Annotated in this window: 29 protein-coding genes and 3 pseudogenes; 25 read left to right on the top strand and 7 right to left on the bottom strand. The window is 38.8% G+C overall.

Translation table 11 applies throughout. The features are described from left to right. Nucleotides 1-16 precede the first annotated feature (16 nt). The 22 genes and pseudogenes from V3224_RS18670 (at nucleotide 17) to V3224_RS18775 (ending at nucleotide 11,975) form a co-directional block, all read left to right on the top strand. Nucleotides 17-889 (top strand): IS982 family transposase, encoded by an 873-nt coding sequence (locus V3224_RS18670; protein ID WP_334467716.1) that lies wholly within the window; start codon nucleotides 17-19, stop codon nucleotides 887-889. Between the two features lie 133 nt (nucleotides 890-1,022). Then, nucleotides 1,023-1,289: a transcriptional regulator gene (locus tag V3224_RS18675; protein ID WP_334469653.1), complete on the top strand. Its 267-nt coding sequence runs from the start codon at nucleotides 1,023-1,025 to the stop codon at nucleotides 1,287-1,289. A 444-nt stretch (nucleotides 1,290-1,733) separates the two neighbouring features. Further along, entirely contained in the window at nucleotides 1,734-2,192 is a 459-nt protein-coding gene (locus V3224_RS18680) for a BRO-N domain-containing protein (protein ID WP_334472221.1), read from the top strand. Nucleotides 2,193-2,470: 278 nt separating this feature from the next. Next, nucleotides 2,471-2,677, top strand: coding sequence for a hypothetical protein (locus V3224_RS18685; RefSeq protein WP_334472222.1), 207 nt, complete (start codon nucleotides 2,471-2,473; stop codon nucleotides 2,675-2,677). A gap of 279 nt (nucleotides 2,678-2,956) precedes the next feature. After that, a pseudogene (locus V3224_RS18690) lies at nucleotides 2,957-3,748 on the top strand (IS701 family transposase); the annotation flags it as partial. Between the two features lie 15 nt (nucleotides 3,749-3,763). Then, complete coding sequence (locus V3224_RS18695) at nucleotides 3,764-4,555, top strand: antA/AntB antirepressor family protein (RefSeq protein ID WP_334472223.1); 792 nt, start codon at nucleotides 3,764-3,766, stop codon at nucleotides 4,553-4,555. 9 nt (nucleotides 4,556-4,564) lie between these two features. Beyond that, nucleotides 4,565-4,702 carry a hypothetical protein gene (locus tag V3224_RS18700; RefSeq protein WP_155847027.1) on the top strand — a complete coding sequence of 46 codons (138 nt, stop codon included), beginning with the start codon at nucleotides 4,565-4,567 and terminating at the stop codon, nucleotides 4,700-4,702. Continuing rightward, a complete protein-coding gene (locus V3224_RS18705; protein ID WP_334472224.1) occupies nucleotides 4,692-4,853 on the top strand; it encodes a hypothetical protein in 162 nt (53 codons plus the stop codon). The genes V3224_RS18700 and V3224_RS18705 overlap by 11 nt, the downstream gene beginning before the upstream one ends. Further along, a complete protein-coding gene (locus V3224_RS18710; protein WP_334467955.1) occupies nucleotides 4,850-5,098 on the top strand; it encodes a hypothetical protein in 249 nt (82 codons plus the stop codon). The genes V3224_RS18705 and V3224_RS18710 overlap by 4 nt, the downstream gene beginning before the upstream one ends. Next, a pseudogene (locus V3224_RS18715) lies at nucleotides 5,095-5,553 on the top strand (Sak single strand annealing protein); the annotation flags it as partial. The gene V3224_RS18710 and the pseudogene V3224_RS18715, both read left to right, overlap by 4 nt. A gap of 163 nt (nucleotides 5,554-5,716) precedes the next feature. Next, nucleotides 5,717-6,238 (top strand): lambda exonuclease family protein, encoded by a 522-nt coding sequence (locus tag V3224_RS18720; protein WP_334472225.1) that lies wholly within the window; start codon nucleotides 5,717-5,719, stop codon nucleotides 6,236-6,238. Nucleotides 6,239-6,323: 85 nt separating this feature from the next. Then, nucleotides 6,324-6,653: a single-stranded DNA-binding protein gene (locus tag V3224_RS18725; protein WP_334472226.1), complete on the top strand. Its 330-nt coding sequence runs from the start codon at nucleotides 6,324-6,326 to the stop codon at nucleotides 6,651-6,653. Nucleotides 6,654-6,778: 125 nt separating this feature from the next. Continuing rightward, nucleotides 6,779-6,955 (top strand): hypothetical protein, encoded by a 177-nt coding sequence (locus tag V3224_RS18730; protein WP_334472227.1) that lies wholly within the window; start codon nucleotides 6,779-6,781, stop codon nucleotides 6,953-6,955. A gap of 23 nt (nucleotides 6,956-6,978) precedes the next feature. Further along, complete coding sequence (locus tag V3224_RS18735; RefSeq protein ID WP_334472228.1) at nucleotides 6,979-7,224, top strand: hypothetical protein; 246 nt, start codon at nucleotides 6,979-6,981, stop codon at nucleotides 7,222-7,224. Nucleotides 7,225-7,315: 91 nt separating this feature from the next. Next, nucleotides 7,316-7,543, top strand: a complete 228-nt coding sequence (locus V3224_RS18740) for an antA/AntB antirepressor family protein (RefSeq protein ID WP_334472229.1) — start codon at nucleotides 7,316-7,318, stop codon at nucleotides 7,541-7,543. Between the two features lie 40 nt (nucleotides 7,544-7,583). Then, nucleotides 7,584-7,751 (top strand): hypothetical protein, encoded by a 168-nt coding sequence (locus V3224_RS18745; RefSeq protein ID WP_334472230.1) that lies wholly within the window; start codon nucleotides 7,584-7,586, stop codon nucleotides 7,749-7,751. Between the two features lie 146 nt (nucleotides 7,752-7,897). Next, nucleotides 7,898-8,260 (top strand): phage antirepressor KilAC domain-containing protein, encoded by a 363-nt coding sequence (locus V3224_RS18750; RefSeq protein WP_334472231.1) that lies wholly within the window; start codon nucleotides 7,898-7,900, stop codon nucleotides 8,258-8,260. Between the two features lie 156 nt (nucleotides 8,261-8,416). Beyond that, nucleotides 8,417-8,659, top strand: a complete 243-nt coding sequence (locus V3224_RS18755; protein WP_334472232.1) for a hypothetical protein — start codon at nucleotides 8,417-8,419, stop codon at nucleotides 8,657-8,659. A 479-nt stretch (nucleotides 8,660-9,138) separates the two neighbouring features. After that, complete coding sequence (locus tag V3224_RS18760) at nucleotides 9,139-9,318, top strand: excisionase (protein WP_334472289.1); 180 nt, start codon at nucleotides 9,139-9,141, stop codon at nucleotides 9,316-9,318. Continuing rightward, entirely contained in the window at nucleotides 9,275-9,607 is a 333-nt protein-coding gene (locus V3224_RS18765; RefSeq protein ID WP_334472233.1) for a phage integrase Arm DNA-binding domain-containing protein, read from the top strand. Before V3224_RS18760 ends, V3224_RS18765 begins: the two co-directional genes overlap by 44 nt. Before the next feature lie 146 nt (nucleotides 9,608-9,753). Next, on the top strand, nucleotides 9,754-10,515 hold the full coding sequence (locus V3224_RS18770; protein WP_334472234.1) for a tyrosine-type recombinase/integrase: 762 nt from the start codon (nucleotides 9,754-9,756) through the stop codon (nucleotides 10,513-10,515). A 251-nt stretch (nucleotides 10,516-10,766) separates the two neighbouring features. Then, nucleotides 10,767-11,975, top strand: coding sequence for an IS256 family transposase (locus V3224_RS18775; RefSeq protein WP_334472235.1), 1,209 nt, complete (start codon nucleotides 10,767-10,769; stop codon nucleotides 11,973-11,975). A gap of 33 nt (nucleotides 11,976-12,008) precedes the next feature. On the opposite strand, the gene V3224_RS18780 is transcribed toward V3224_RS18775, so the two are convergent. The 7 genes and pseudogenes from V3224_RS18780 to aspS form a co-directional block, all read right to left on the bottom strand. Further along, nucleotides 12,009-12,248, bottom strand: a complete 240-nt coding sequence (locus V3224_RS18780; protein ID WP_334472236.1) for a lytic polysaccharide monooxygenase — start codon at nucleotides 12,246-12,248, stop codon at nucleotides 12,009-12,011. A gap of 493 nt (nucleotides 12,249-12,741) precedes the next feature. Continuing rightward, nucleotides 12,742-13,758 (bottom strand): Holliday junction branch migration DNA helicase RuvB, encoded by a 1,017-nt coding sequence (ruvB, locus tag V3224_RS18785; protein ID WP_334472237.1) that lies wholly within the window; start codon nucleotides 13,756-13,758, stop codon nucleotides 12,742-12,744. 22 nt (nucleotides 13,759-13,780) lie between these two features. Continuing rightward, on the bottom strand, nucleotides 13,781-14,395 hold the full coding sequence (gene ruvA / locus V3224_RS18790) for a Holliday junction branch migration protein RuvA (protein WP_334472238.1): 615 nt from the start codon (nucleotides 14,393-14,395) through the stop codon (nucleotides 13,781-13,783). A gap of 80 nt (nucleotides 14,396-14,475) precedes the next feature. Then, nucleotides 14,476-14,979 carry a crossover junction endodeoxyribonuclease RuvC gene (gene ruvC, locus V3224_RS18795; RefSeq protein WP_334472239.1) on the bottom strand — a complete coding sequence of 168 codons (504 nt, stop codon included), beginning with the start codon at nucleotides 14,977-14,979 and terminating at the stop codon, nucleotides 14,476-14,478. Between the two features lie 89 nt (nucleotides 14,980-15,068). Beyond that, nucleotides 15,069-15,812 (bottom strand): YebC/PmpR family DNA-binding transcriptional regulator, encoded by a 744-nt coding sequence (locus tag V3224_RS18800; protein ID WP_334472240.1) that lies wholly within the window; start codon nucleotides 15,810-15,812, stop codon nucleotides 15,069-15,071. Between the two features lie 239 nt (nucleotides 15,813-16,051). Then, nucleotides 16,052-16,435, bottom strand: a pseudogene (gene nudB, locus V3224_RS18805) (dihydroneopterin triphosphate diphosphatase). Between the two features lie 47 nt (nucleotides 16,436-16,482). Then, a complete protein-coding gene (aspS, locus tag V3224_RS18810; protein ID WP_334472241.1) occupies nucleotides 16,483-18,246 on the bottom strand; it encodes an aspartate--tRNA ligase in 1,764 nt (587 codons plus the stop codon). 263 nt (nucleotides 18,247-18,509) lie between these two features. On the opposite strand from aspS, the gene V3224_RS18815 reads away from it, so the two are divergent. The 3 genes from V3224_RS18815 to cmoB all read left to right on the top strand — a co-directional run bounded on the left by V3224_RS18815 (nucleotide 18,510) and on the right by cmoB (nucleotide 20,762). Further along, nucleotides 18,510-18,908, top strand: coding sequence for an MAPEG family protein (locus tag V3224_RS18815; protein WP_334472242.1), 399 nt, complete (start codon nucleotides 18,510-18,512; stop codon nucleotides 18,906-18,908). Nucleotides 18,909-19,035: 127 nt separating this feature from the next. After that, nucleotides 19,036-19,794 (top strand): carboxy-S-adenosyl-L-methionine synthase CmoA, encoded by a 759-nt coding sequence (cmoA, locus tag V3224_RS18820; protein ID WP_334472243.1) that lies wholly within the window; start codon nucleotides 19,036-19,038, stop codon nucleotides 19,792-19,794. Beyond that, the gene (gene cmoB, locus V3224_RS18825) at nucleotides 19,791-20,762 is read left to right on the top strand and encodes a tRNA 5-methoxyuridine(34)/uridine 5-oxyacetic acid(34) synthase CmoB (protein ID WP_334472244.1); all 972 of its coding nucleotides are present in this window, start codon (nucleotides 19,791-19,793) and stop codon (nucleotides 20,760-20,762) included. Before cmoA ends, cmoB begins: the two co-directional genes overlap by 4 nt. Nucleotides 20,763-20,772: the final 10 nt, after the last annotated feature.

The following is a 20,772-nucleotide window of genomic DNA, read 5'->3' on the forward strand; positions in this document are numbered from 1 at the left end:
GCATTGTTAAACAATTATGGAAAATCTTACTGAACTTTATTGCCTGATGGATGATTTTTGCAAAGACTTCGAGCCAAAAATGCATGAATATTTGCTGACTAACGGTACTAAGCGTCGTAGACGGTCTACTCAGCTTTCGTTGGCGGAAATGATGACACTGGTTGTGTTGTTTCATCAACTCCGATTCAGGCAATTCAAGGTATTTTATCTCTATTATGTCCGCTTATATCTCCGGAAGGAATTTCCTAACTTGCCATCCTATTCACGCTGTGTAGAGTTACTTCCGCGTAGTGCCTTAGCGTTAACGGCACTGTTTGAGTCAATTAAGGGAAAATGCACGGGGCTATCGGTTGCCGATTCTACTCCGATAGCGGTGTGTGATAACTTACGGATCCGCAGACATAAAGTCTTCAATGGGATAGCTGAACGGGGAAAAAATTCAACAGGTTGGTTCTTTGGTTTCAAGCTTCATGTAATTATCAATCATTTGGGGGAAATACTCAGTTTTCGACTCACACCAGGAAACACCGATGATCGGAAACCATTGCCTGAGCTGACAAAGGATCTTTCTGGTTGTTTGTACGCAGATAAAGGGTATTTATCGGCTTCACTGAAACAGCAACTCAAAACGATGGGAATTAGCCTTATAACGAATATCAAGAAGAAAATGAAGCCTATTAAACAGACTTGTTTCGACAAAGCCATCTTGCGTCATCGTTCTGTCATTGAAACGGTATTTGATGAGTTAAAAAATCTTTGTCAAATAGAGCATACGCGACATCGCTCTCCGGCTAACTTTGTAGTGAATTTATTAGGCGGACTGGTTGCATATTGTTTAATGCCATCTAAACCAAAGATACCTGTTGCAGGTACGTATCTTCAAGTATAATTGATAATGCTTATCCCGAACTCAGGTTAATTAGGAGTAAGGCTAATGAAAAAGTCTAGATTTCCTGTGCCCATTTGTGAAGCACAATCGTTAATATCACATGCTAATGTCTGTATACAATGGAAGGTATCGCATGAGAATTATTGACCCTACCCAATATCCAGAATTACGTAATCTTTTTCCAGAGTTAACCCCTGTTGAATTTGAAACATCATTACTCTTTGCTTTTGGTATTCCGCAAAAGCAAATTTCAGTGTTACGTTCAGTCAACTACCGATTGGTTCAGCGCGATATCGCAGCAGCTAAATTAAAGTTTGAAACAAATTCATTGAATCAATTATTGACCGTATTTCATATTCGTTTGATGTTATTTGCACTATATGGAGGTAAAAGAAAATAATTGAATGCAATAGAATATTGAGAATGCCTAGATCCCATTAAGCGATCTATTTTGGATTATTGATTGAGATAATAATACTTTCACAGATAAAACAAGCCATACCCTTTTAGCTTCATCATTAATCATAAAAATAGATTCCAACACCAGGGAAACCTAAGCCAGCCAGTAGAGCTGGCATTTTAGTTTCCAAAATACCCATTGACGAAAGAAGAAATCATGCGCTATAGTTTCCATCAGGTGCTGAACACACCTTTTGATATAGCGGATACCGCTCCCGAAAGTAATGCGGTTTTTTTACGTCCATAGACTGTTATGGTCGTGTAGCGAACAGTATATACAACACCCTATTGGGGAAAACTGTTGGCCGTCTATATCCGGTGTCCAAGTACCCGACCGCCCATCCGAACAATGGGTCATATTGAACAATTGATATAGGATGTAAAAATGAATACTCAACTCAGATCATTTTATTTTAACAGTATCTACGATGTACGTGTTCAGCTTATTAATTCTGAACCATGGTTCTGCCTTAATGACGTTTGTAAAGCTTTAACAGTCATAAACTCAAGTGATTTGCTTTCAAAACAGTTAGATAAAGCTGGGGTAGAAAAAATCTACCTTAGGTCCGATGGGCAAAGGCGGCAATTTGCTTTTGTAAACGAGCCCAACCTTTATCGTGTTATTTTCCGCAGTAATAAGCCTGAACCAAAACAATTTCAAGATTGGGTATTTAACGAAGTTTTACCATCCATCCGCAAAACTGGCAAATATGAGCATCCACAACCCAGACCCGAAGCACCTGAACTCTTAAACGATAACGACACACGCAATCTGGCTCATTTGGTTTGGAGCATGGCTAACGGACACGAGTTTCGCACCAATAAAAAAACGCGCTATTTTTAAGTTTAATTCAGCATAATATATAAATAGAAAAAATCTCATAAATTAAAAATAACTTATTGTAATTTAAGTAAATTTATACGTCTTAGCAAGTTACAGATTAATTATTGTTCTGAAGCCATTTCTAGAATTTTATATGCCCGTGCGAAACTCGTGACGGATTCAGATTTGAGAAAGCATGGACGCAAGGTATCTGGTATGCGACAGGAGTTGCATCCCCTCAACATTTTGAAGTTAATCAAATATCGATAATCTCAGAAGAATGCCGACGAATTTACGGCATGACCAGTACGCTCAAATCCGCTATTTTTGATGCTGAAAAACAAGTTATCCGTCGTCTACTCCGCCATAAGGAAAATGTCGAGACGGTACTTCGTGAAATGCAACAACTGTTAGAAGCCAGTACTCACGAACACGATAGCGTCATGAGCCAATCACTTGAAAAGTGGCAACAGGCGAACATCAATCGTTTCCTCCAACGTAACTAAATAATCCTAACGCCCCTTTTTACAGGGGCAATCATTCATCAATTTAACTATTGAGAGATACCCTTATGCAAAATTTAATTAATATCGACACGAGTTTCGCACCAATAAAAAAACGCGCTATTTTTAAGTTTAATTCAGCATGATATATAAATAGACAAAACCTTATAAATTAAATACAAATTATTGTAATTTAATAAAATTTATGTGTTTTAGTAACTTGCAGATTAACCATTGCTTTTAAGCCATTTCTAGAACTTTATATGCCTGTGCGAAACTCATGTAGACAAAAAAAGCCCTTGCGTACTAATTGCCGATGATACATTGATTGCCAAAACACGTAGTAAAAAAATAGTGATGGTCCATTATCAATATTCAGGTAATGAACATGATGTTATTGCTGGCATAGGTTTAGTTAATTTGCTTTGGCATGATCTGACGAAGGTTGAATCAATTCCTATCAATTATCGGATTTATGATAAAGATTCTGATGGAAAAACAAAAAACACGCACTTTTCCGAAATGCTCACTCTTGCTAAAAAAAGAGGGATCATGCCAGAAGCCGTAGTGATGGATGCTTGGTATTCTAGCCTGGATAACCTGAAATCAATTCGCTCTCATGGTTGGATCTGGGTAACCACGCTGAGGAAAAATAGGATTGTTAACCATAACAAACAACTGAACAAGTTAGACATCTCAGAAGAAGGAACGTCAATACACTTGCGAGGATATGGTTGGGTAACCGTTTTCAAATTTACAGCCAAAAACGGCCGTATTGATTACATAGTAACAAACAAAGAGAATCCCACCCGTCAATACCTCAAATCTATCATGGATGCCCGTTGGTCTGTTGAAGTTTATCATCGAGAAGTTAAACAAAACTGTGGTATTGAACGCTGTCAGGCTCGCACGAGCCGAGCGCAAAGAAATCATATTTTTCTCGCTATTTCTGCGTGGTTTGAACAACATAAACGTCGTATATCTGAAAAAATAACCCTTTATCAACAAAATTGGGACGTAATCAAAAGTGCTATTACTGAGCAAATCCGTGTTTTATTAGCGTACCCAAATTAGTTTTGTGCGAAACTCGTGATCGAAACAAAAAATATCAATGATGAATTAATCCAAACGGTAAATGCTCGTGATTTGCATGCGTTTTTGAAAATTACTACACGATTTAATGATTGGATAAATAGGCGTATAGCAGAATATGGTTTTGAAGAGAACATTGACTATATTATTGTTGAAAATTTGAGCTACTCAAATTTGAGTAGTGCAAAATCTCGCCAACGTATGATGAAAGACTACTATATCAGCATCGATATGGCGAAAGAACTATCCATGGTTGAACGCAATGAAAAAGGGAAACAGGCCAGACAGTATTTTATTGAATGCGAAAGACGGGTTTTACAACCTCAAACATTGCTACCAACAACCAAAGAACTGGCACTCATGGTTGTTCGGGCTGAGGAAGATAAAGAAAAGCTATTACTAGAAAACAAGAACCTCACAACAGAAATCGATAGCCTAAAAAACCTGTTTCAGGTTGGCATGACACCCGTTCAGTTTTGCAAACAACTTAATGGCGTAAATATTAACCAGGTTAACCTTTTTCTAGAATCGCGTCATTTTCTCTACGATGCAGAAAAGGATATCAGCAAGGCTCATGTCTGGCATGTTCATTCTTATGCAAGAGATAAATATTTAACCGAATCACCCTTCATCATGACAAACGATTACGGGCAACGTCAGTGTTACAAAATCGTTCTGCTAAAAAAGGGCGCCTCATGGCTATATAACCAATACCTCAAAAGTAAGCTACCGATGAAGAAAGAGTGGAATGGTGAATTCACCCACGACAAATATAGTCAGGTGGCATAAGGGCTAACTATGAACAAAGACAACATCCTGCTAGCACTGGCAAGACAGGCAGCAAAGTTAGCGATTGATACACATCGACAAGATATATGGCTAATCGCTTTATCATTGCAACTAAAGGCTTATGGGAAAAATCATCATGCCACTTAAATCAGAAACGGCGAAAAAACGTCATATTAAAGAAAAAATTATCACCCTGCTACTGAACTCACACTTTTCACAAAATGAAATCGAGTTATTAGTTGCAGAGATTAAAACCAGAAAAAACAGGATGCTATTTCAGTTCGAGGAGGTCAAATGAACCCTTACGCCATGGAAGATTACTGGTACGAACAACAGCAAGAAATTGCTTATTGGGAGGACAGGCTGGACGACGAAATCAGCGAACTTGTCCAGCCTGTTTATGACTGCCTGCCTTCCTCAGTGATGCGAAAACTCAGTATTGAGGATTTTGACGATATCTGGAAGGCACTGTTTGACCATTTCAAAAATGAGAATATCCATCAGTACAAAGCACTTCGAGCGCCTAAGAGGAAATATCTATGAGCGAAACACAACATACCGAAAAAGAGAGCAGTTTTCAACAACAGGTTTGGGAAACGCTGTCGGCGATTAATGTTAACGATAAAGTTGAAAAGAAAAGCGGCCTTTCTTATCTCTCATGGGCGTGGGCGTGGGGCGTATTAATGGCACATTACCCAGAATCCTACTATGTCATTGATGCCGTTAGCTATAACAATGATGGCAGTGCGATGGTGTCATTAACCCTCACCGTCAAACAGGGTAATAACGAATGTCCCCGCAAAATGTGGTTACCCGTTATGGATTACCGGAATCAGGCTATTTCCAATCCTAACGCCGTTGATATCAACAAAGCGCTGATGCGCTGCCTCACTAAAGCCATTTCGATGTTTGGATTAGGATTTTATATCTATGCGGGTGAAGATTTACCTGAGCAGGAAAAAGTTGTGATGCAGAAAGAAGAAGCCCAACAAAAGGCTCGTTACAATCAATTAATCAAGGAATTAGAAATAGCAGCAAAAGGCGGTGTTGAATCAATGAAATCCCATTGGCTGCAATTAAAACCAGAAGAGACGGATATCATTGGCGAAGAAAATAAAATGGCTATTTATCGCAACATTGCAATGAAAAATGAGGCTAATCATGAAGCAGAGAACGGACGAGTGGTTTCAGGCAAGACTTGGGAAAGTCACCGCCAGCAATTTACACAAGGTGTTATCCAAAGGCAAGGGAACAACACAACGAAATTACCTCATGCAATTAGTCTGTGAAACGCTCACCGGACGACGAGAAGAAATTAAAACCAATCAGGCCATTGAACGGGGCATTGCCCTTGAACCTACAGCCAGAGCACGATATTGCCTCAATGAGTTTGATGTCACAGTTACCGAAGTGGGCTTTATTCCCCACCCGACTATTGCGCTATTTGGTGCCAGTCCTGACGGTTTGGTGAATGATGATGGACTTATCGAAATAAAATGCCCCAACACCACTACCCACATTGAAACCATTATCACAGGAAAACCCAAACACGAATACCTGTTACAAATGCATGAGCAAATGATGTGTACAGGGAGAAACTGGTGCGATTTTGTCAGCTATGATGACAGACTCCCCCTAACCTGGCCTACTACAAAATCCGAATTATCAAGGATGACAATTTAATTAACGAGATTGAACAGGCTGTTCAGGCATTTATTGAAAAATTGAAATCAGAAATCAACAAAATTAATCAATACGTGGAGGCTCCATGGCAAACCAGAACCAGTGTCACTTTACCGGACGCATCGGTAAATTAGAAATCCGCTACACCCAGGATAAAAATCCCATATCCGTATTTTCTCTCGCTATCAGCAAATCAAGAAAAGACAACAGCGGTCAATGGATTGATGACACAACATGGATAAACTGCAAGGCATTTAAGCAAACAGCCGAATATATCCATAATCATGCACAAAGAGGCACTTTTGTTCGTGTTACCACTGTCTATCAAGAGAATAAATGGACGGATAAATCCGGTCAGCACAGGATATCACCCGAATTTTTAGTCAACGACGTTGAAATATTGGGCAACCGGTAAGAGAAGAAACCGCAGGAAAGCCAAGGTAAAACGGGTATACCAACCACTAACCAGCCAAACAGTAACACAATTATCGAGCCCGATTTTGATGATTCTATCCCCTTTTAGACGCAGGAGAAATCACCATGTGGATTTTAATCTTAACCATGTACGCCAGCCCTTACTCATCAAATGACTTTGCAAGTGTTCATACTCAGGAATTTGACACTGAAAATATGTGCCAATTCGCCGCTAAACAGTTTCAGCGGGAATTTGAAACTTTCAAGGATATTAACGCCAAAGCGATTTGCGTTAAGAAATAAGCTAATTTTACCGAGGTTCAACCATGAAACTTAACATCATCAAATTACTAATCACGACATTATTGTTTATCAGTGCAGCGTTCGCCTTCGAACTGATAGTGGGACATCTTACGCACGCCGATACCGTCATTGACCCGCAAATCAGGTTTAAACGTGGTGAATTAGGCAATATCCATTTAGGTGGGCAAGAGCTACTGGTTATTGGCGTTATGATAGCGCCTGCACTCTTAATCTATTTGGGGATATTCCTCGACACATTCAAGAAATAGTTACAGAACAAGAAGTCATTACCCACCCTAACCTATTTCACTGAATCAACATCACTATTCATTTCATCAATTAACTTTGAGGTATTCTTATATGCAAAATTTAATCAATCTCGAAACAAAAAACATTAGCGGTGAATTAATCCAGACGGTAAATGCTCGTGATCTACATGCGTTTTTGGATATTGGGAAAGATTTCACTACATTGATTAAAAACAGAATTAAGCAATATGGATTTGTAGAGGGGGATGATTTTATTATCGTTGAAAATTTGAGCTCCCCCCATTTTGGGGAGCGCAAAATCTCGCCAACAAATGATTAAGGAATACTCAATATCTATCAATATGGCCAAAGAGCTATCAATGGTTGAGCGTAACGAAAAAGGGAAACAGGCGAGGCAGTACTTCATTGAATGCGAAAAGAAAGCATTAGAAACTGTTAGTCCGATTGAGATATTAAATGACCCATCAGCAATGCGCGGAATATTGCTAACTTATACACGAGTTTCGCACAGGCATATAAAATTCTAGAAATGGCTTAAAAGCAATGATCAATCTGCAAGTTACTAAAACACATGAATTTTCTTAAATTACAATAAGTTGTATTTGATTTATAAGGTTTTATCTATTTATATATTATGCTGAATTAAACTTAAAAATAGAGCGTTTTTTTATTGGTGCGAAACTCGTGTTATACAGAGAAAGTCATTGAACTTGAACATAAAGTCGATGAGATGAAGCCACAAGTAGATGCTTTAAAACGAATCAGCTATTCAGAGGGCTCGCTTTGTATTACTGATGCGGCTAAATCACTCCAAATGAAACCGAAAGCCCTTTTTTCATGGTTACAAGGACATGACTGGATTTATCGGCGGGTTGGCGGGAAAAATTGGGTCGGTTATCAGGATAAAATTAAGCAAGATTTGATTGAGCATAAAGTCACTGTCGTTGCCAGAAATGATGGCTCAGAAAAATTAACTGAGCAGGTAAGAATTACGCCAAAAGGACTTAGCAAATTATCTGCTCTTATTAGTGAATAATACCAATAAAAAAGACCAGCACAAGGCTGGCCAACACCAGGGAAAATGTTGCTGTTAACCAACACACAACGGCAATGATATTACCACAAATAATTCATAAATGATCACTTTTTGATCAAAACTTACATTTATTTAATCAATAACCGGAGAAATCCTATGAATAACACCCATGAATACAGAACAACGTTACATCATGTCAAAGCAGGGATGCAGGTTATTTATCATGGTGAAATGATGAAAATAATTAGATTGAGGGAGAAAAAATTAACAAACAAAGGATTGATATATCAATTTGATACCGATGGAGAAAACGGAACATTAACCGGAAATGGCGGTAATAAAATCACTGTGTTAGAAAAAATAGACGACTTGCATAAAAATAAAAGCGGGTATGTTTAGGAGATGAAGTGAAGTATGACCTGATACTCGCAGACCCACCCTGGCAATATCAAAACAAAGCATCAAACGACGCAGCAAATAAATCCTAATACGCTTCCCCACAAATCATATGCCATAACCTAACAAAGCACGAAGATAATCATTCGTGCTTAGGCTATCTGTTTTTGTCGGGCAATGAAGCGCCTGAGAATAGTGTGAGTTTTTGACACGAGTTTCGCACCAATAAATAAACGCTCTATCTTTAAGTTTAATCCAGCATAATATATAAATAGACAGAATCTTATAAATCAAAAGCAACTTATTGTAATTTAATAAAATTTATGTGTTTTAGTAACTTGAAGATTAATCATCGATTTTAAGCCATTTCTAGTATTTTATACGCCTGTGCGAAACTCGTGGAATGAGGATAAATAAACATTATTACTTTAGCGGAATGGAACGCTCGAAGGGATAGGCCACGCCGGATCGATACCGTCAGAATTTGGGCAAGAAACGGACTTATACAGCCCCCACCCATCAAGGATGGTAGAGAGTACCTTGTCGAAGAATATGCCGTCAAGGTCAACAGTCTTAACGAAATTAGCCATCAGAGTTTGTTGCTAAGAAGGATAGGTCATGACCAGAACCAGAAAGATAAAAAATCGGGATTTACCCCCTAACCTGTATAAAAGAAATGGCTACTATTCGTATAGAGACCCACGTACCCGTAAAGAATACGGTTTAGGGAGAAACAAAGCCTATGCAATTAGCGAGGCTATCAGTGCTAATCAGTTATTACTCAATGCAGACAAGGTAAAAACACTAACAGAAAGGATCGATGGACAGGGATCTGTCTATTTCCATGAGTTTTTAGATAGATATGAAGAAATATTGAAAACAAGGGGATTAAGAGAAAAAACATTAAACGATTATAAATCACGAGTTTCGCACAGGCGTATAAAATACTAGAAATGGCTTAAAATCGATGATTAATCTTCAAGTTACTAAAACACATAAATTTTATTAAATTACAATAAGTTGCTTTTGATTTATAAGATTCTGTCTATTTATATATTATGCTGGATTAAACTTAAAGATAGAGCGTTTATTTATTGGTGCGAAACTCGTGTAAATATAGGATATTGGCAATTAAAAACGAATTTTTAAATACACTCATCCAAGATATAAGCACAAAACATATCGCTGATTTTCTTCAAATATTTATTAATGAAAAAAAAATCACAACTGCGAAACTAATGCGCAGTTTATTAAATGATTGTTTTAAAGAGGCAATATCATTGGGGTTAATACAAATAAATCCAGTTATATCAACAAAGACACCAAAAATAAAAATACAAAGAGCAAGATTATCTTTAGATGATTTTAATGCTATTTTGGGTTTAATAAATAATGACCACCATTGGTTAACTCTCGCCATGAAATTAGCTTTAGTGACAGGGCAAAGAGTATCTGATGTTTCTAAAATAAAATATAAAGATATTCATGATGGGAAATTATGGATAGTTCAACAAAAAACAGGAGCAAAAGTAGCAATACCTCTTGATATTAAACTTTACGGAATAAAGTTATCAGAGACTGTTGAAGATTGTAAAAATAATTCAGAGTTTGTTATTAATAATAATGGAAATAAAATTACAGTAGAAAGGATATCAAAAGAATTTAGAAGGTTTAGAGATATTTCTCAATTAAAATGGAAAGGTGAGCCACCCTCTTTTCATGAAATTAGAAGTTTATCTGCTAGACTCTACACTGAAAAAATGGGTAGTGATTTTGCGCAGAAGTTGCTTGGACATAAGTCGGCCGCAATGACAGCTAAATATCAAGATGATAGAAGCAATGGTTGGATTGAGCTTTGATTTATAGTGAATAAATGGTGAAATATAGTGATAATATTGTTTTATTATATTGATTTTAAATAATAAATTATTGTGGCAACTAAGGCGCATTTTTAGGATCCCAATTTTGTTTAGTGATGAAATACTCTCAACCGGTAGTTCGATGAGGTGCGTTCAACGTCCAATGGAAGGTATTTTTAGAGCCTGTACATAAATTTGTGTAATTGCCTGATTTTGATATGTTCAATCCAGCATCAAATGAAGGTTAATTTATGGACGAAAAACAATTGCAGGCTCTGGCTAATGAATTGGCCAAAAATCTCAAAACCCCTGACGATCTCAGCCAGTTCGATCGTCTGCTGAAGAAAATCAGCGTTGAGGCGGCTCTCAACGCCGAAATGTCCCACCATCTGGGCTACGATAAAAATCAGCCCAAACCGGGTGCCAACTCCCGCAACGGCTATTCCACAAAGACCGTTACCACCGGCGATGGTCCTCTGGAACTATGCACTCCGCGCGATCGTGACGGTTCTTTCGAACCGCAACTGGTGAAGAAAAACCAGACCCGGATCTCCGGGATGGATAACCAGATTTTATCGTTGTACGCCAAAGGGATGACCACCCGCGAGATAGCGGCTGCGTTCAAAGAACTGTATGACGCGGATGTCTCACCGGCGCTGGTCTCGAAGGTCACCGATTCCGTGATGGAGCAGGTTACCGAATGGCAAAATCGCCCACTGGATGCAGTCTATCCTATTGTTTATCTTGACTGTATCGTCCTGAAGGTCCGGCAGGACAGTCGCGTCATCAATAAATCCGTGTTTCTGGCCCTGGGTATCAACATCGAAGGTCAGAAAGAACTGTTGGGTATGTGGCTGGCCGAAAACGAGGGCGCGAAGTTCTGGCTCAGTGTGCTGACAGAACTAAAAAACCGTGGTCTGAACGATATCCTCATCGCCTGTGTCGACGGTCTGAAAGGCTTTCCGGACGCCATCAACACCCTGTATCCGGAAGCCCGCATTCAGCTGTGCATCGTGCATATGGTGCGTAACAGCCTGCGGTTCGTCTCCTGGAAGGACTACAAAGCCGTCACTCGCGACCTGAAAGCCATCTATCAGGCTTCCACGGAAGAAGCAGGCCAGCAGGCGCTGGAAGCGTTCGCCAGCGCATGGGACAGCCGCTACCCGCAGATAAGCCGGAGCTGGCAGACAAACTGGGCCAACCTGGCGACGTTCTTCGCTTACCCGGCAGACATCCGCAAGGTGATCTACACAACGAATGCCATAGAGTCGCTGAACAGCGTGATCCGGCATGCCATCAAAAAGCGTAAGGTGTTCCCGACGGATGACGCAGTGAAAAAGGTGGTGTGGCTGGCAATCCAGGCGGCGTCACAGAAATGGACAATGCCGCTGAGGGACTCGCGTATGGCGATGAGCCGCTTTATTATCGAGTTCGGTGACCGCCTGGACGGTCACTACTGAGAAAAGGCATTTACACAGAATCGTGTACAGGGTCTATTTTTTTTTACCGGGTGAAACATCAACTTTAGTCCAACGAGTAGCAGTCTGTTCATCTAACTCACCAAACCAACGATGTCCAGCACTGGCAATTTTACCATCAGCTGGCCCACGCCGAGGAAAACCTTTACGACCTTCAACCGATTGTGGTTCAACCATAACCGCACCACAATTACCATTTTTACCTAACGAACACAGATAAGCTCGACTAGTAGGAAAATCGATATAACCATGCATAGGATTGAGGAGAGTATTTGCTCTGGCAAAACTTATAATACTAATCAATACTAATATTGCTAATGATAACATTGATAATAATAATTTTATTTTCATTCAGTTTATTCCGTAATTAGCTAATTTTATTTATTAAAAAATAGTTAGTAGACATAATGAAAACTACCGTAAAATTATTATTTAACCACGGCAAAAACATCAATAAAAATAATATAATTAATCAATAAAAAATAATTATTAATTATATTAATATTAAACTATTACTTATTTTTGAGAGTTAAATATCATCAATTTATATTAATAATGCATTAATTAAATAAGAAGTTCATTGATAATAAAAATGTTTAATAAAAATAACAAACAATAATCATAAATAAATTATTATTTATTCATATATTATAAATAGCAACCTAACCCAGTATTAAGCTGCATTGAAAATAATTAGCATGATTATATTAGCAAATTACAAGCAATAAATTTAACCCCATTAATAAACTTAATTAGCATCATCATGATCTTTATTAACCCCAAAATGGCGGTAGGCATGATCAGTCGCAATTCGACCACGGGGAGTACGCTGAATAAAGCCTTGTTGAATCAGGAAAGGTTCAAGAACATCCTCTATGGTTTCCCTTTCTTCACCAATTGCAGCAGCCACATTGTCTAATCCTACCGGTCCCCCCATAAATTTATCAATAATAGCGATCAATAACTTACGATCAAGATAGTCAAAACCGGCTGAATCAACATTAAGCATATCTAATGCCTGTGAAGCGATGTTGCCATCAATAATACCATCGCCTTTAACTTGGGCAAAATCTCTTACTCGCCGTAATAAACGATTAGTTATCCGCGGCGTTCCCCGTGAGCGCATCGCAATTTGTCTCGCACCGGCATCAGAAATTTCTAACCCCATAAAGTGAGCACTACGTAATACAATCGTCTGTAAATCATCGACATTATAAAATTCAAGACGCTGAACAATACCAAAACGATCTCTAAGCGGGGATGTCAGTGAGCCGGCTCTGGTTGTTGCACCAACTAGAGTAAAAGGAGGTAGATCAATTTTAATTGAACGCGCAGCAGGCCCTTCTCCTATTATTATATCCAGTTGGTAATCTTCCATTGCCGGATAAAGGATCTCTTCTACAACTGGCGATAAACGATGTATTTCATCAATAAAGAGTACATCATGCGATTCTAAATTAGTTAGCATTGCCGCTAAATCCCCTGCCTTTTCTAACACTGGGCCGGAGGTGGTACGTAAATTTGCGCCCAATTCATTCGCCACAATACCCGCTAATGTCGTTTTACCAAGCCCAGGTGGACCAAAAATCAGCAAGTGATCAAGTGCTTCAGCTCGTAATTTAGCTGCCTGAATAAAGATTTCCATCTGTTGGCAAACCTGAGGTTGCCCGACATATTCAGTAAGGAGTTTTGGTCGAATAGCGCGATCAATCACGTCTTCATCAGGTAAATTATCAGCAGAAACTAAACGATCAGCCTCAATCATAGGTTTGGTCCTTACTTATTATTTATAATGCAGCTCGCAATGCTTCGCGGATCAATGCTTCACAGTTAGTAGCTCCATTAGCAACTCTGCCGATCATACGGCTCGCATCTTGTGGTTTATAGCCTAAAGAAATTAATGCCGAAACTGCCTCTGCTTCAATATCATGACTATTTTGTTTTGCCGCTGATGAGCCAGGTAAATCTATCACACTATTATTAAATAGATCGCCATTAAGTCCTTTAAAGCGGTCTTTCATTTCAACCACCAGCCGTTCTGCGGTTTTTTTGCCAACACCCGGTAATTTTACCAAGCTAGAAATCGCTTCTTGTTCTATCGCAGAAACAAATTGATAAGCTGACATACCGGATAAAATGGCCAGCGCTAATTTAGGACCTACCCCATTAACCTTAATTAACTCACGAAATAATGCCCTTTCTTGCTTATCATTGAAGCCATATAGTAGCTGCGCATCTTCACGCACGATAAATTGAGTCCATAAGATCACTTCCTGACCAATTTCTGGTAATTCATAAAAACAGGTCATTGGCATATGAACTTCATAACCTACACCATTTAGTTCGAGTAAAACAATAGGCGGCTGTTTTTCCAAAATAGTGCCTCGCAAGCGACCAATCACATCGATTTCCTCTTTTAGGTTATTCTGCTAATGCTTATATTATAAAAAAATACTGGATTTATATCCAGTTATTAACGCAATCATCTTTTAGCCAATGATAGTTCTGGCTCACCTATTCGAGCCAAATTTTGATTAAAATGACAATGCGTGATCGCAATAGCTAAAGCATCAGCTTGAGGATGCGATAACAATTTCAATATTGAGCAGACCATATGCTGAACTTGTTTTTTTTCCGCCGCTCCCGTGCCAACAACGGATTGTTTTACTTGTCGCGCCGCATATTCAAAAACTGGTAATTGATTATTAACTGCAGCTAAAATCGCCACACCTCTCGCTTGACCTAATTTTAGAGCAGAATCGGCATTTTTTGCCATAAACACCTGTTCGATAGCAAAACTGTCCGGTCGATATTGGGTAATGATTTCAGTGACACCTGCATAAATACGTTGTAAGCGTGTTGGCAGATCGTCTGCCTGAGTACGTATACAGCCACTACCTATATAGATCAACTGTCGACCTTGTTGACGAATAACACCATAACCGGTAATACGCGAACCAGGATCAATCCCAAGAATAATTGCCATATTCTTGACTCACTGAGTAGGTTAAACATGCAAAGAAAAAGCATACTGATAATCAGCATGCTATCTCTTAATATAAAAAGTTGATTTAATTATAGCTGAGCCGCAACTTCATCTGAAATTTCGCCATTATGATACACTTCTTGTACATCATCAGAATCTTCCAGCATGTCGATTAAACGTAAAAGTTTAGGTGCAGTGTCAGCATCTAAATTTGCTTTGGTTGACGGGATCATTGTCACCTCGGCGGCTTCAGCCTTAAAACCGGCCGCATCTAAAGCATCTTTTACATCACCAAAGCTTTCCAGCGTAGTATAAACATCGATGGCACCATCATCATAAGATTCGACATCATCTGCACCCGCTTCTAATGCCGCTTCCATTAAATTATCTTCATCAATGCCTGGTGCATATGAGATCACGCCACGTTTAGTAAATAAATAAGCAACCGAACCATCGGTACCTAAATTACCACCGCACTTAGTAAAGGCGTGGGGGACATCAGAAAGTGTACGATTACGATTATCACTTAAGCATTCAACCATAACAGCCGTACCGCCTGGGCCATAGCCTTCATAAATGATCGTTTCTAGATTATCATTGTCATCACTACCTACACCACGTGCGATTGCTCGATTTAACGTATCTCGCGTCATATTATTAGATAATGCCTTATCAATCGCCGCACGCAATCGTGGGTTTGATGCAGCGTCACCGCCACCTAAACGAGCCGCTGTTACCAGTTCACGAATAATTTTAGTAAAAATTTTACCACGTTTAGCATCTTGCGCCGCTTTTCGATGTTTAGTATTGGCCCATTTACTATGACCTGCCATGAAATATCTCCCAAAATACGTCAATAAAAATCATTTTAGAACAAATTGTTCAATCGCCTGACGGTTACTCCATGACTTGCACGAGTTTCGCACCAATAAAAAAACGCTCTATTTTTAAGTTTAATTCAGCATAATATATAAATAGATAAAACCTTATAAATCAAATACAACTTATTGTAATTTAAGAAAATTCATGTATTTTAGTAACTTGCAGATTGATCATTGCTTTTAAGCCATTTCTAGAATTTTATATGCCTGTGCGAAACTCGTGACTTGGTCAATGCTGCTGCCTGAACAGCAGGTAACCAACGAAAAGCCAAATGTTCTTTCAATAAAAAATCCTGCTCTTGCGGTAAGGCCAAAGAAAACCAATGCTCTTTGCATTGAGTTATACCCGGAGCATAGCGGTGGCGAAATTTTAAAAAAATATCAAAATAGAAACTGTGTTGCAGATCAACTAACGTCAAATGCTGTTCGATAATATCAATGCCTATCTCTTCTTTAACTTCACGCAATGCCGTCTCTCTTGGTGTTTCGTTATCCTCAAGACTACCGGTAACTGATTGCCAAAAATCAGGAGCATCACGCCGCTGTAGCATCAATACTTAGCGACTCGATTGCACATAAACTACAACTAATACTTATTCCGGCCGTTTATATTGCATAGTATCTATTTAGGTTTTGGAGGAACAGTTATCGCCAATTCCGCTAATGCGGCCGGATTGGCCACACTGGGTGCATCGGTCATCAAACAAGCTGCTGCGGTTGTTTTTGGAAACGCAATCACATCGCGAATATTTTCTGTTCCCGTTAATAACATAACAAGTCTATCTAAACCAAATGCTAAACCGGCATGTGGAGGTGTTCCATATTGTAATGCCTCAAGCAAGAAGCCAAATTTATCTTGCTGATCTGATTGGCTAATATTAAGAATTTCAAAAACAGCTTGTTGCATCTTATTATGGTGGATACGCACTGAACCGCCACCAACTTCATAACCATTAATGACCATATCATAGGCATTAGCGACGGCCGCTAGAGGATTGGCTTGTAGTTGCTCCGGGGTAAAATCTTTCGGTGCAGTAAAAGGATGATGCATAGCATGAAGCTCACCATTTTCATCCTCTTCAAACATTGGAAAATCAACAATCCATAACGGTTTCCAGCTATTATTTTGTGTGATTGCTAAATCACGCCCTACTTTCAACCGTAACGCTCCCATTGCATCATTGATAACATTTTGTTTACCAGCACCAAATAGCAAAATATCACCCGCTTTAGCTTGGGTACGTGCTAACAAATTATCAATCACCGATGGTGGTAAAAACTTAGCTATCGGGCTTTGAATATCTACCTGGCCTTCAGTCAGCGAATTAACCTTCATCCAAGCTAATCCTTTGGCGCCGTAAATAGCAACAAATTCAGTATAACCGTCAAGTTGTTTACGCGTTAATGTGGCCCCGCCTGGAACACAAAGTGCAGCCACACGGCCTTTTCGATCATTGGCAGCTTCAGCAAAAACTTTAAATTCAACGGCATTGACCAAATCAGCAATATCAACCAATTCTAATGGATTCCGTAAGTCTGGTTTATCTGAACCATAACGTTGCATGGCCTCAGCAAAAGTCATTACCGGAAAAGTGCCTAACTCAATACCTTTATTTTCCTGCCACAATTGACGGATCAAACGCTCCATCACTTCACGAACTTGCTCAGCAGTCATAAAAGAGGTTTCTACGTCGATCTGAGTAAATTCAGGCTGGCGATCAGCTCGTAAATCTTCATCACGAAAACATTTTACTATCTGATAATAGCGATCAAAGCCCGACATCATCAATAATTGTTTAAAAAGTTGTGGTGATTGCGGCAGAGCATAAAACTCACCTTTATGAACGCGGCTTGGAACAAGATAATCACGCGCACCTTCTGGTGTTGCTTTGGTCAAAATGGGCGTTTCAATATCAACAAAACCTTCTGCATCCATAAAACGACGCACAAAACTAGTAATGTTGGCTCGCTCTCTTAAGCGCGTTGCCATTTCCGGCCGCCTTAAATCAAGATAACGATATTTTAATCTTATTTCTTCGGAATTTTGTTGATTGCTATCTATCGGTAATGGTTCAGAACGATTAATAATCGTCAATGCTTGTGCAACAATTTCAATCTCACCGGTCGGTATCTCTTTATTGATTTGTTCACGTTCTCGTACCATACCTGTGATCTGGATACAAAATTCGTTGCGTAACTGTGACGCTTGGGTAAAAAGTTCGGCATGATTTTCCTGCACAAAAACAACTTGAACTAAACCTTCGCGATCTCTCATATCGACAAAAATTAATTTACCTAAGTTACGCTGGCGGTTAACCCAGCCACAGAGAGTCACTTTTTGTCCGCCGTGAGCAACACCTAATTGCCCACAATAATTTGTCCGCATACGATATCCTTTTACTCATCATACAGAGTCGCTTGCACTAGCCGTTTTAGTGCTATTAATTTAAACATAATCAAAAAATATCGCTATTATACAGAAATTTCTACTGGGAAATAAGTACGCCTTATCATATTGGCCAGATAACTTTTAACGTATTCGCAATCTGAAAGCTTTTTATTGATTTAAATACTATATTTATGGTAACTGTTGAAGTTTTGAGATGTATCATTATTTCACTGTTTTGCCTAATAAAATTGGGGAAAAAAATGGTTAGTTCTCTGTACATTGTATTTAGTGCTTTAATATTGTTTAAGTTATCTTTGGAAGTCATTAAACTCAGAACTCAGTATCAAGTTACTTACGGTGATGCTGGTTTTTGTGAATTACAAACAGCATTACGCGTTCAGAGTAATGCGATTGAGTATATTCCTATCTCTATGCTGTTATTATTGATGATGGAGATGAATGGTGCACCCGTTTGGGCTATTCATCTTTGTGGGTTAATTTTTATCATCGCCAGAATTTTTCATTACTTTGGCCTAAAACATAGAGAACGAACTTGGCGCCATTTTGGCCAAATAACGACCTATAGTTCTATGATTTTGATGATCCTGGTTAACATTTATTATTTGCCTTGGATACAAATTTTTTCGTTTGATCTTTAATACAAGGTTTATTTCATTAACATGGTCATCATTATACGCTTTGCCATGTTAATGAGTTTTAATTTATGTCCTAACATAAAATCTGTTAGAATTAATCACCGTTTGCTATTTAATTAATTCACAGGTTATGTCCAGCCACATTTTAGATAAACAGAAAGACACCTTATTTGCCACTCCTATTGCCAATTTAGGTGATTGGCAATTTGATGAAAAAGTTGCCGAAGTCTTTCCTGATATGATCAAACGTTCTGTTCCTGGCTATTCAAATATTATTACTATGATTGGTATGCTCGCGACACGTTTCGTCACACACAATAGCACTATTTATGATCTGGGCTGTTCTTTAGGCGCAGCGACATTATCAATTCGTCGTAATATTGAGGCTAAAAATTGTAAAATAATTGCTATTGATAATTCAGCGGCCATGATTGAGCGTTGCCAACGAAATGTTGATGCTTACAAAGCGAATACGCCGGCTGAAATCATTAAAGGCGATATTCTCGATATCAACATACAAAATGCCTCAATGGTGGTATTAAATTTTACCTTACAATTTATTGCGCCAAACGTTCGACAACAATTAATTAACCGGATCTACCAAGGACTAAATCCTGGGGGTGTCTTAGTGTTATCAGAAAAATTTAATTTTAGCGACGAGAAAATTGGCAATTTACTGTTTAAAATGCATTATGATTTCAAGCGTGCCAATGGCTATAGTGAATTAGAGATAAGTCAAAAACGCAATATGCTAGAAAATAGCATGTTAACGGACTCGATTAGCAAACATAAATCACGTTTGCTCGCAGCTGGGTTTAATCATTGTGACTTATGGTTTCAATGTTTCAATTTCGGTTCACTACTCGCTATCAAGGAACAAGTTTTATGATAGATTTTGGCCATTTTTATCAACAAATCGCCGTAGGATCACTTAGCCATTGGTTAGAAACGCTGCCATGCCAAATTGAACAATGGAAAAAAACCACTCAACATGGGCAATTTAATTGTTGGCAAAAAATAGTGCAAAATCTGCCCGCTATGACACCCGCTCACTTAGATCTAAAAACCGCAGTAATAGCCAAAAATAAGTTACCACTTTGTTTAAAAGATAAGCAACGGATCACTTTACTGCTAAAAATCCTAATGCCCTGGCGTAAAGGCCCATTTTCCCTTTACGATATTAATATTGATTGCGAATGGCGTTCGGACTGGAAATGGCAACGTATACTGCCTCATCTTTCACCATTAACAGATAAACAGGTACTTGATGTCGGCTGCGGTAATGGCTATCACATGTGGAGAATGGTTGGTGAAGGCGCAAAAACTATCATCGGTATTGATCCTACCAAACTATTTTTATGTCAGTTTGAAGCCATACGTAAATTAATTGGCAATAATCAACAAGCACATCTATTGCCTCTAGGTATCGAACAACTACCGACGCTAGCTGCCTTTGATACTGTATTTTCAATGGGTGTACTTTATCATCGGCGTTCACCGTTAGATCATCTCTATCAGCTAAAAAATCAATTAGTTTCCGGTGGTGAGCTAGTACTGGAAAGTTTAGTTATTGAAGGTAATGAAAACCAATGCTTAATACCTGAAGAACGTTATGCTCAAATGCGTAATGTTTATTTTATTCCCTCAGCCAAAATGCTTAAAATCTGGCTAGAAAAGTGTGGCTTTTGCGATGTGCATATTGTTGATCAAACAGTAACAACCGTACAAGAACAGCGAAAAACAGCCTGGATGGAAACCGAATCATTAGCAAATTCTCTTGACCCAAATAACATACATTTGACAGTTGAAGGTTATCCGACTCCTCTACGCGCAACTTTAGTTGCCAAAAAAAGGTAAACTTGACGGT

Origin of the sequence: Arsenophonus sp. PmNCSU2021_1 (assembly GCF_036919435.1) — a bacterium.
In the GTDB taxonomy this organism is placed as follows: Bacteria; Pseudomonadota; Gammaproteobacteria; order Enterobacterales; family Enterobacteriaceae; genus Arsenophonus; species Arsenophonus nilaparvatae.

Excerpts from the sequence above, each read along its gene's own strand:
- V3224_RS18670 (WP_334467716.1), top strand. The coding sequence starts at position 17 with ATGGAAAATCTTACTGAACTTTATTGCCTGATGGATGATTTTTGCAAA.
- V3224_RS18675 (WP_334469653.1), top strand. The coding sequence starts at position 1,023 with ATGAGAATTATTGACCCTACCCAATATCCAGAATTACGTAATCTTTTT.
- V3224_RS18680 (WP_334472221.1), top strand. The coding sequence starts at position 1,734 with ATGAATACTCAACTCAGATCATTTTATTTTAACAGTATCTACGATGTA.
- V3224_RS18685 (WP_334472222.1), top strand. The coding sequence starts at position 2,471 with ATGACCAGTACGCTCAAATCCGCTATTTTTGATGCTGAAAAACAAGTT.
- V3224_RS18700 (WP_155847027.1), top strand. The coding sequence starts at position 4,565 with ATGAACAAAGACAACATCCTGCTAGCACTGGCAAGACAGGCAGCAAAG.
- V3224_RS18705 (WP_334472224.1), top strand. The coding sequence starts at position 4,692 with ATGCCACTTAAATCAGAAACGGCGAAAAAACGTCATATTAAAGAAAAA.
- V3224_RS18710 (WP_334467955.1), top strand. The coding sequence starts at position 4,850 with ATGAACCCTTACGCCATGGAAGATTACTGGTACGAACAACAGCAAGAA.
- V3224_RS18720 (WP_334472225.1), top strand. The coding sequence starts at position 5,717 with ATGAAGCAGAGAACGGACGAGTGGTTTCAGGCAAGACTTGGGAAAGTC.
- V3224_RS18725 (WP_334472226.1), top strand. The coding sequence starts at position 6,324 with ATGGCAAACCAGAACCAGTGTCACTTTACCGGACGCATCGGTAAATTA.
- V3224_RS18730 (WP_334472227.1), top strand. The coding sequence starts at position 6,779 with ATGTGGATTTTAATCTTAACCATGTACGCCAGCCCTTACTCATCAAAT.
- V3224_RS18735 (WP_334472228.1), top strand. The coding sequence starts at position 6,979 with ATGAAACTTAACATCATCAAATTACTAATCACGACATTATTGTTTATC.
- V3224_RS18740 (WP_334472229.1), top strand. The coding sequence starts at position 7,316 with ATGCAAAATTTAATCAATCTCGAAACAAAAAACATTAGCGGTGAATTA.
- V3224_RS18745 (WP_334472230.1), top strand. The coding sequence starts at position 7,584 with ATGGTTGAGCGTAACGAAAAAGGGAAACAGGCGAGGCAGTACTTCATT.
- V3224_RS18755 (WP_334472232.1), top strand. The coding sequence starts at position 8,417 with ATGAATAACACCCATGAATACAGAACAACGTTACATCATGTCAAAGCA.
- V3224_RS18765 (WP_334472233.1), top strand. The coding sequence starts at position 9,275 with ATGACCAGAACCAGAAAGATAAAAAATCGGGATTTACCCCCTAACCTG.
- V3224_RS18775 (WP_334472235.1), top strand. The coding sequence starts at position 10,767 with ATGGACGAAAAACAATTGCAGGCTCTGGCTAATGAATTGGCCAAAAAT.
- V3224_RS18780 (WP_334472236.1), bottom strand. The coding sequence starts at position 12,248 with ATGCATGGTTATATCGATTTTCCTACTAGTCGAGCTTATCTGTGTTCG.
- ruvB (WP_334472237.1), bottom strand. The coding sequence starts at position 13,758 with ATGATTGAGGCTGATCGTTTAGTTTCTGCTGATAATTTACCTGATGAA.
- ruvC (WP_334472239.1), bottom strand. The coding sequence starts at position 14,979 with ATGGCAATTATTCTTGGGATTGATCCTGGTTCGCGTATTACCGGTTAT.
- V3224_RS18800 (WP_334472240.1), bottom strand. The coding sequence starts at position 15,812 with ATGGCAGGTCATAGTAAATGGGCCAATACTAAACATCGAAAAGCGGCG.
- aspS (WP_334472241.1), bottom strand. The coding sequence starts at position 18,246 with ATGCGGACAAATTATTGTGGGCAATTAGGTGTTGCTCACGGCGGACAA.
- V3224_RS18815 (WP_334472242.1), top strand. The coding sequence starts at position 18,510 with ATGGTTAGTTCTCTGTACATTGTATTTAGTGCTTTAATATTGTTTAAG.
- cmoA (WP_334472243.1), top strand. The coding sequence starts at position 19,036 with ATGTCCAGCCACATTTTAGATAAACAGAAAGACACCTTATTTGCCACT.
- cmoB (WP_334472244.1), top strand. The coding sequence starts at position 19,791 with ATGATAGATTTTGGCCATTTTTATCAACAAATCGCCGTAGGATCACTT.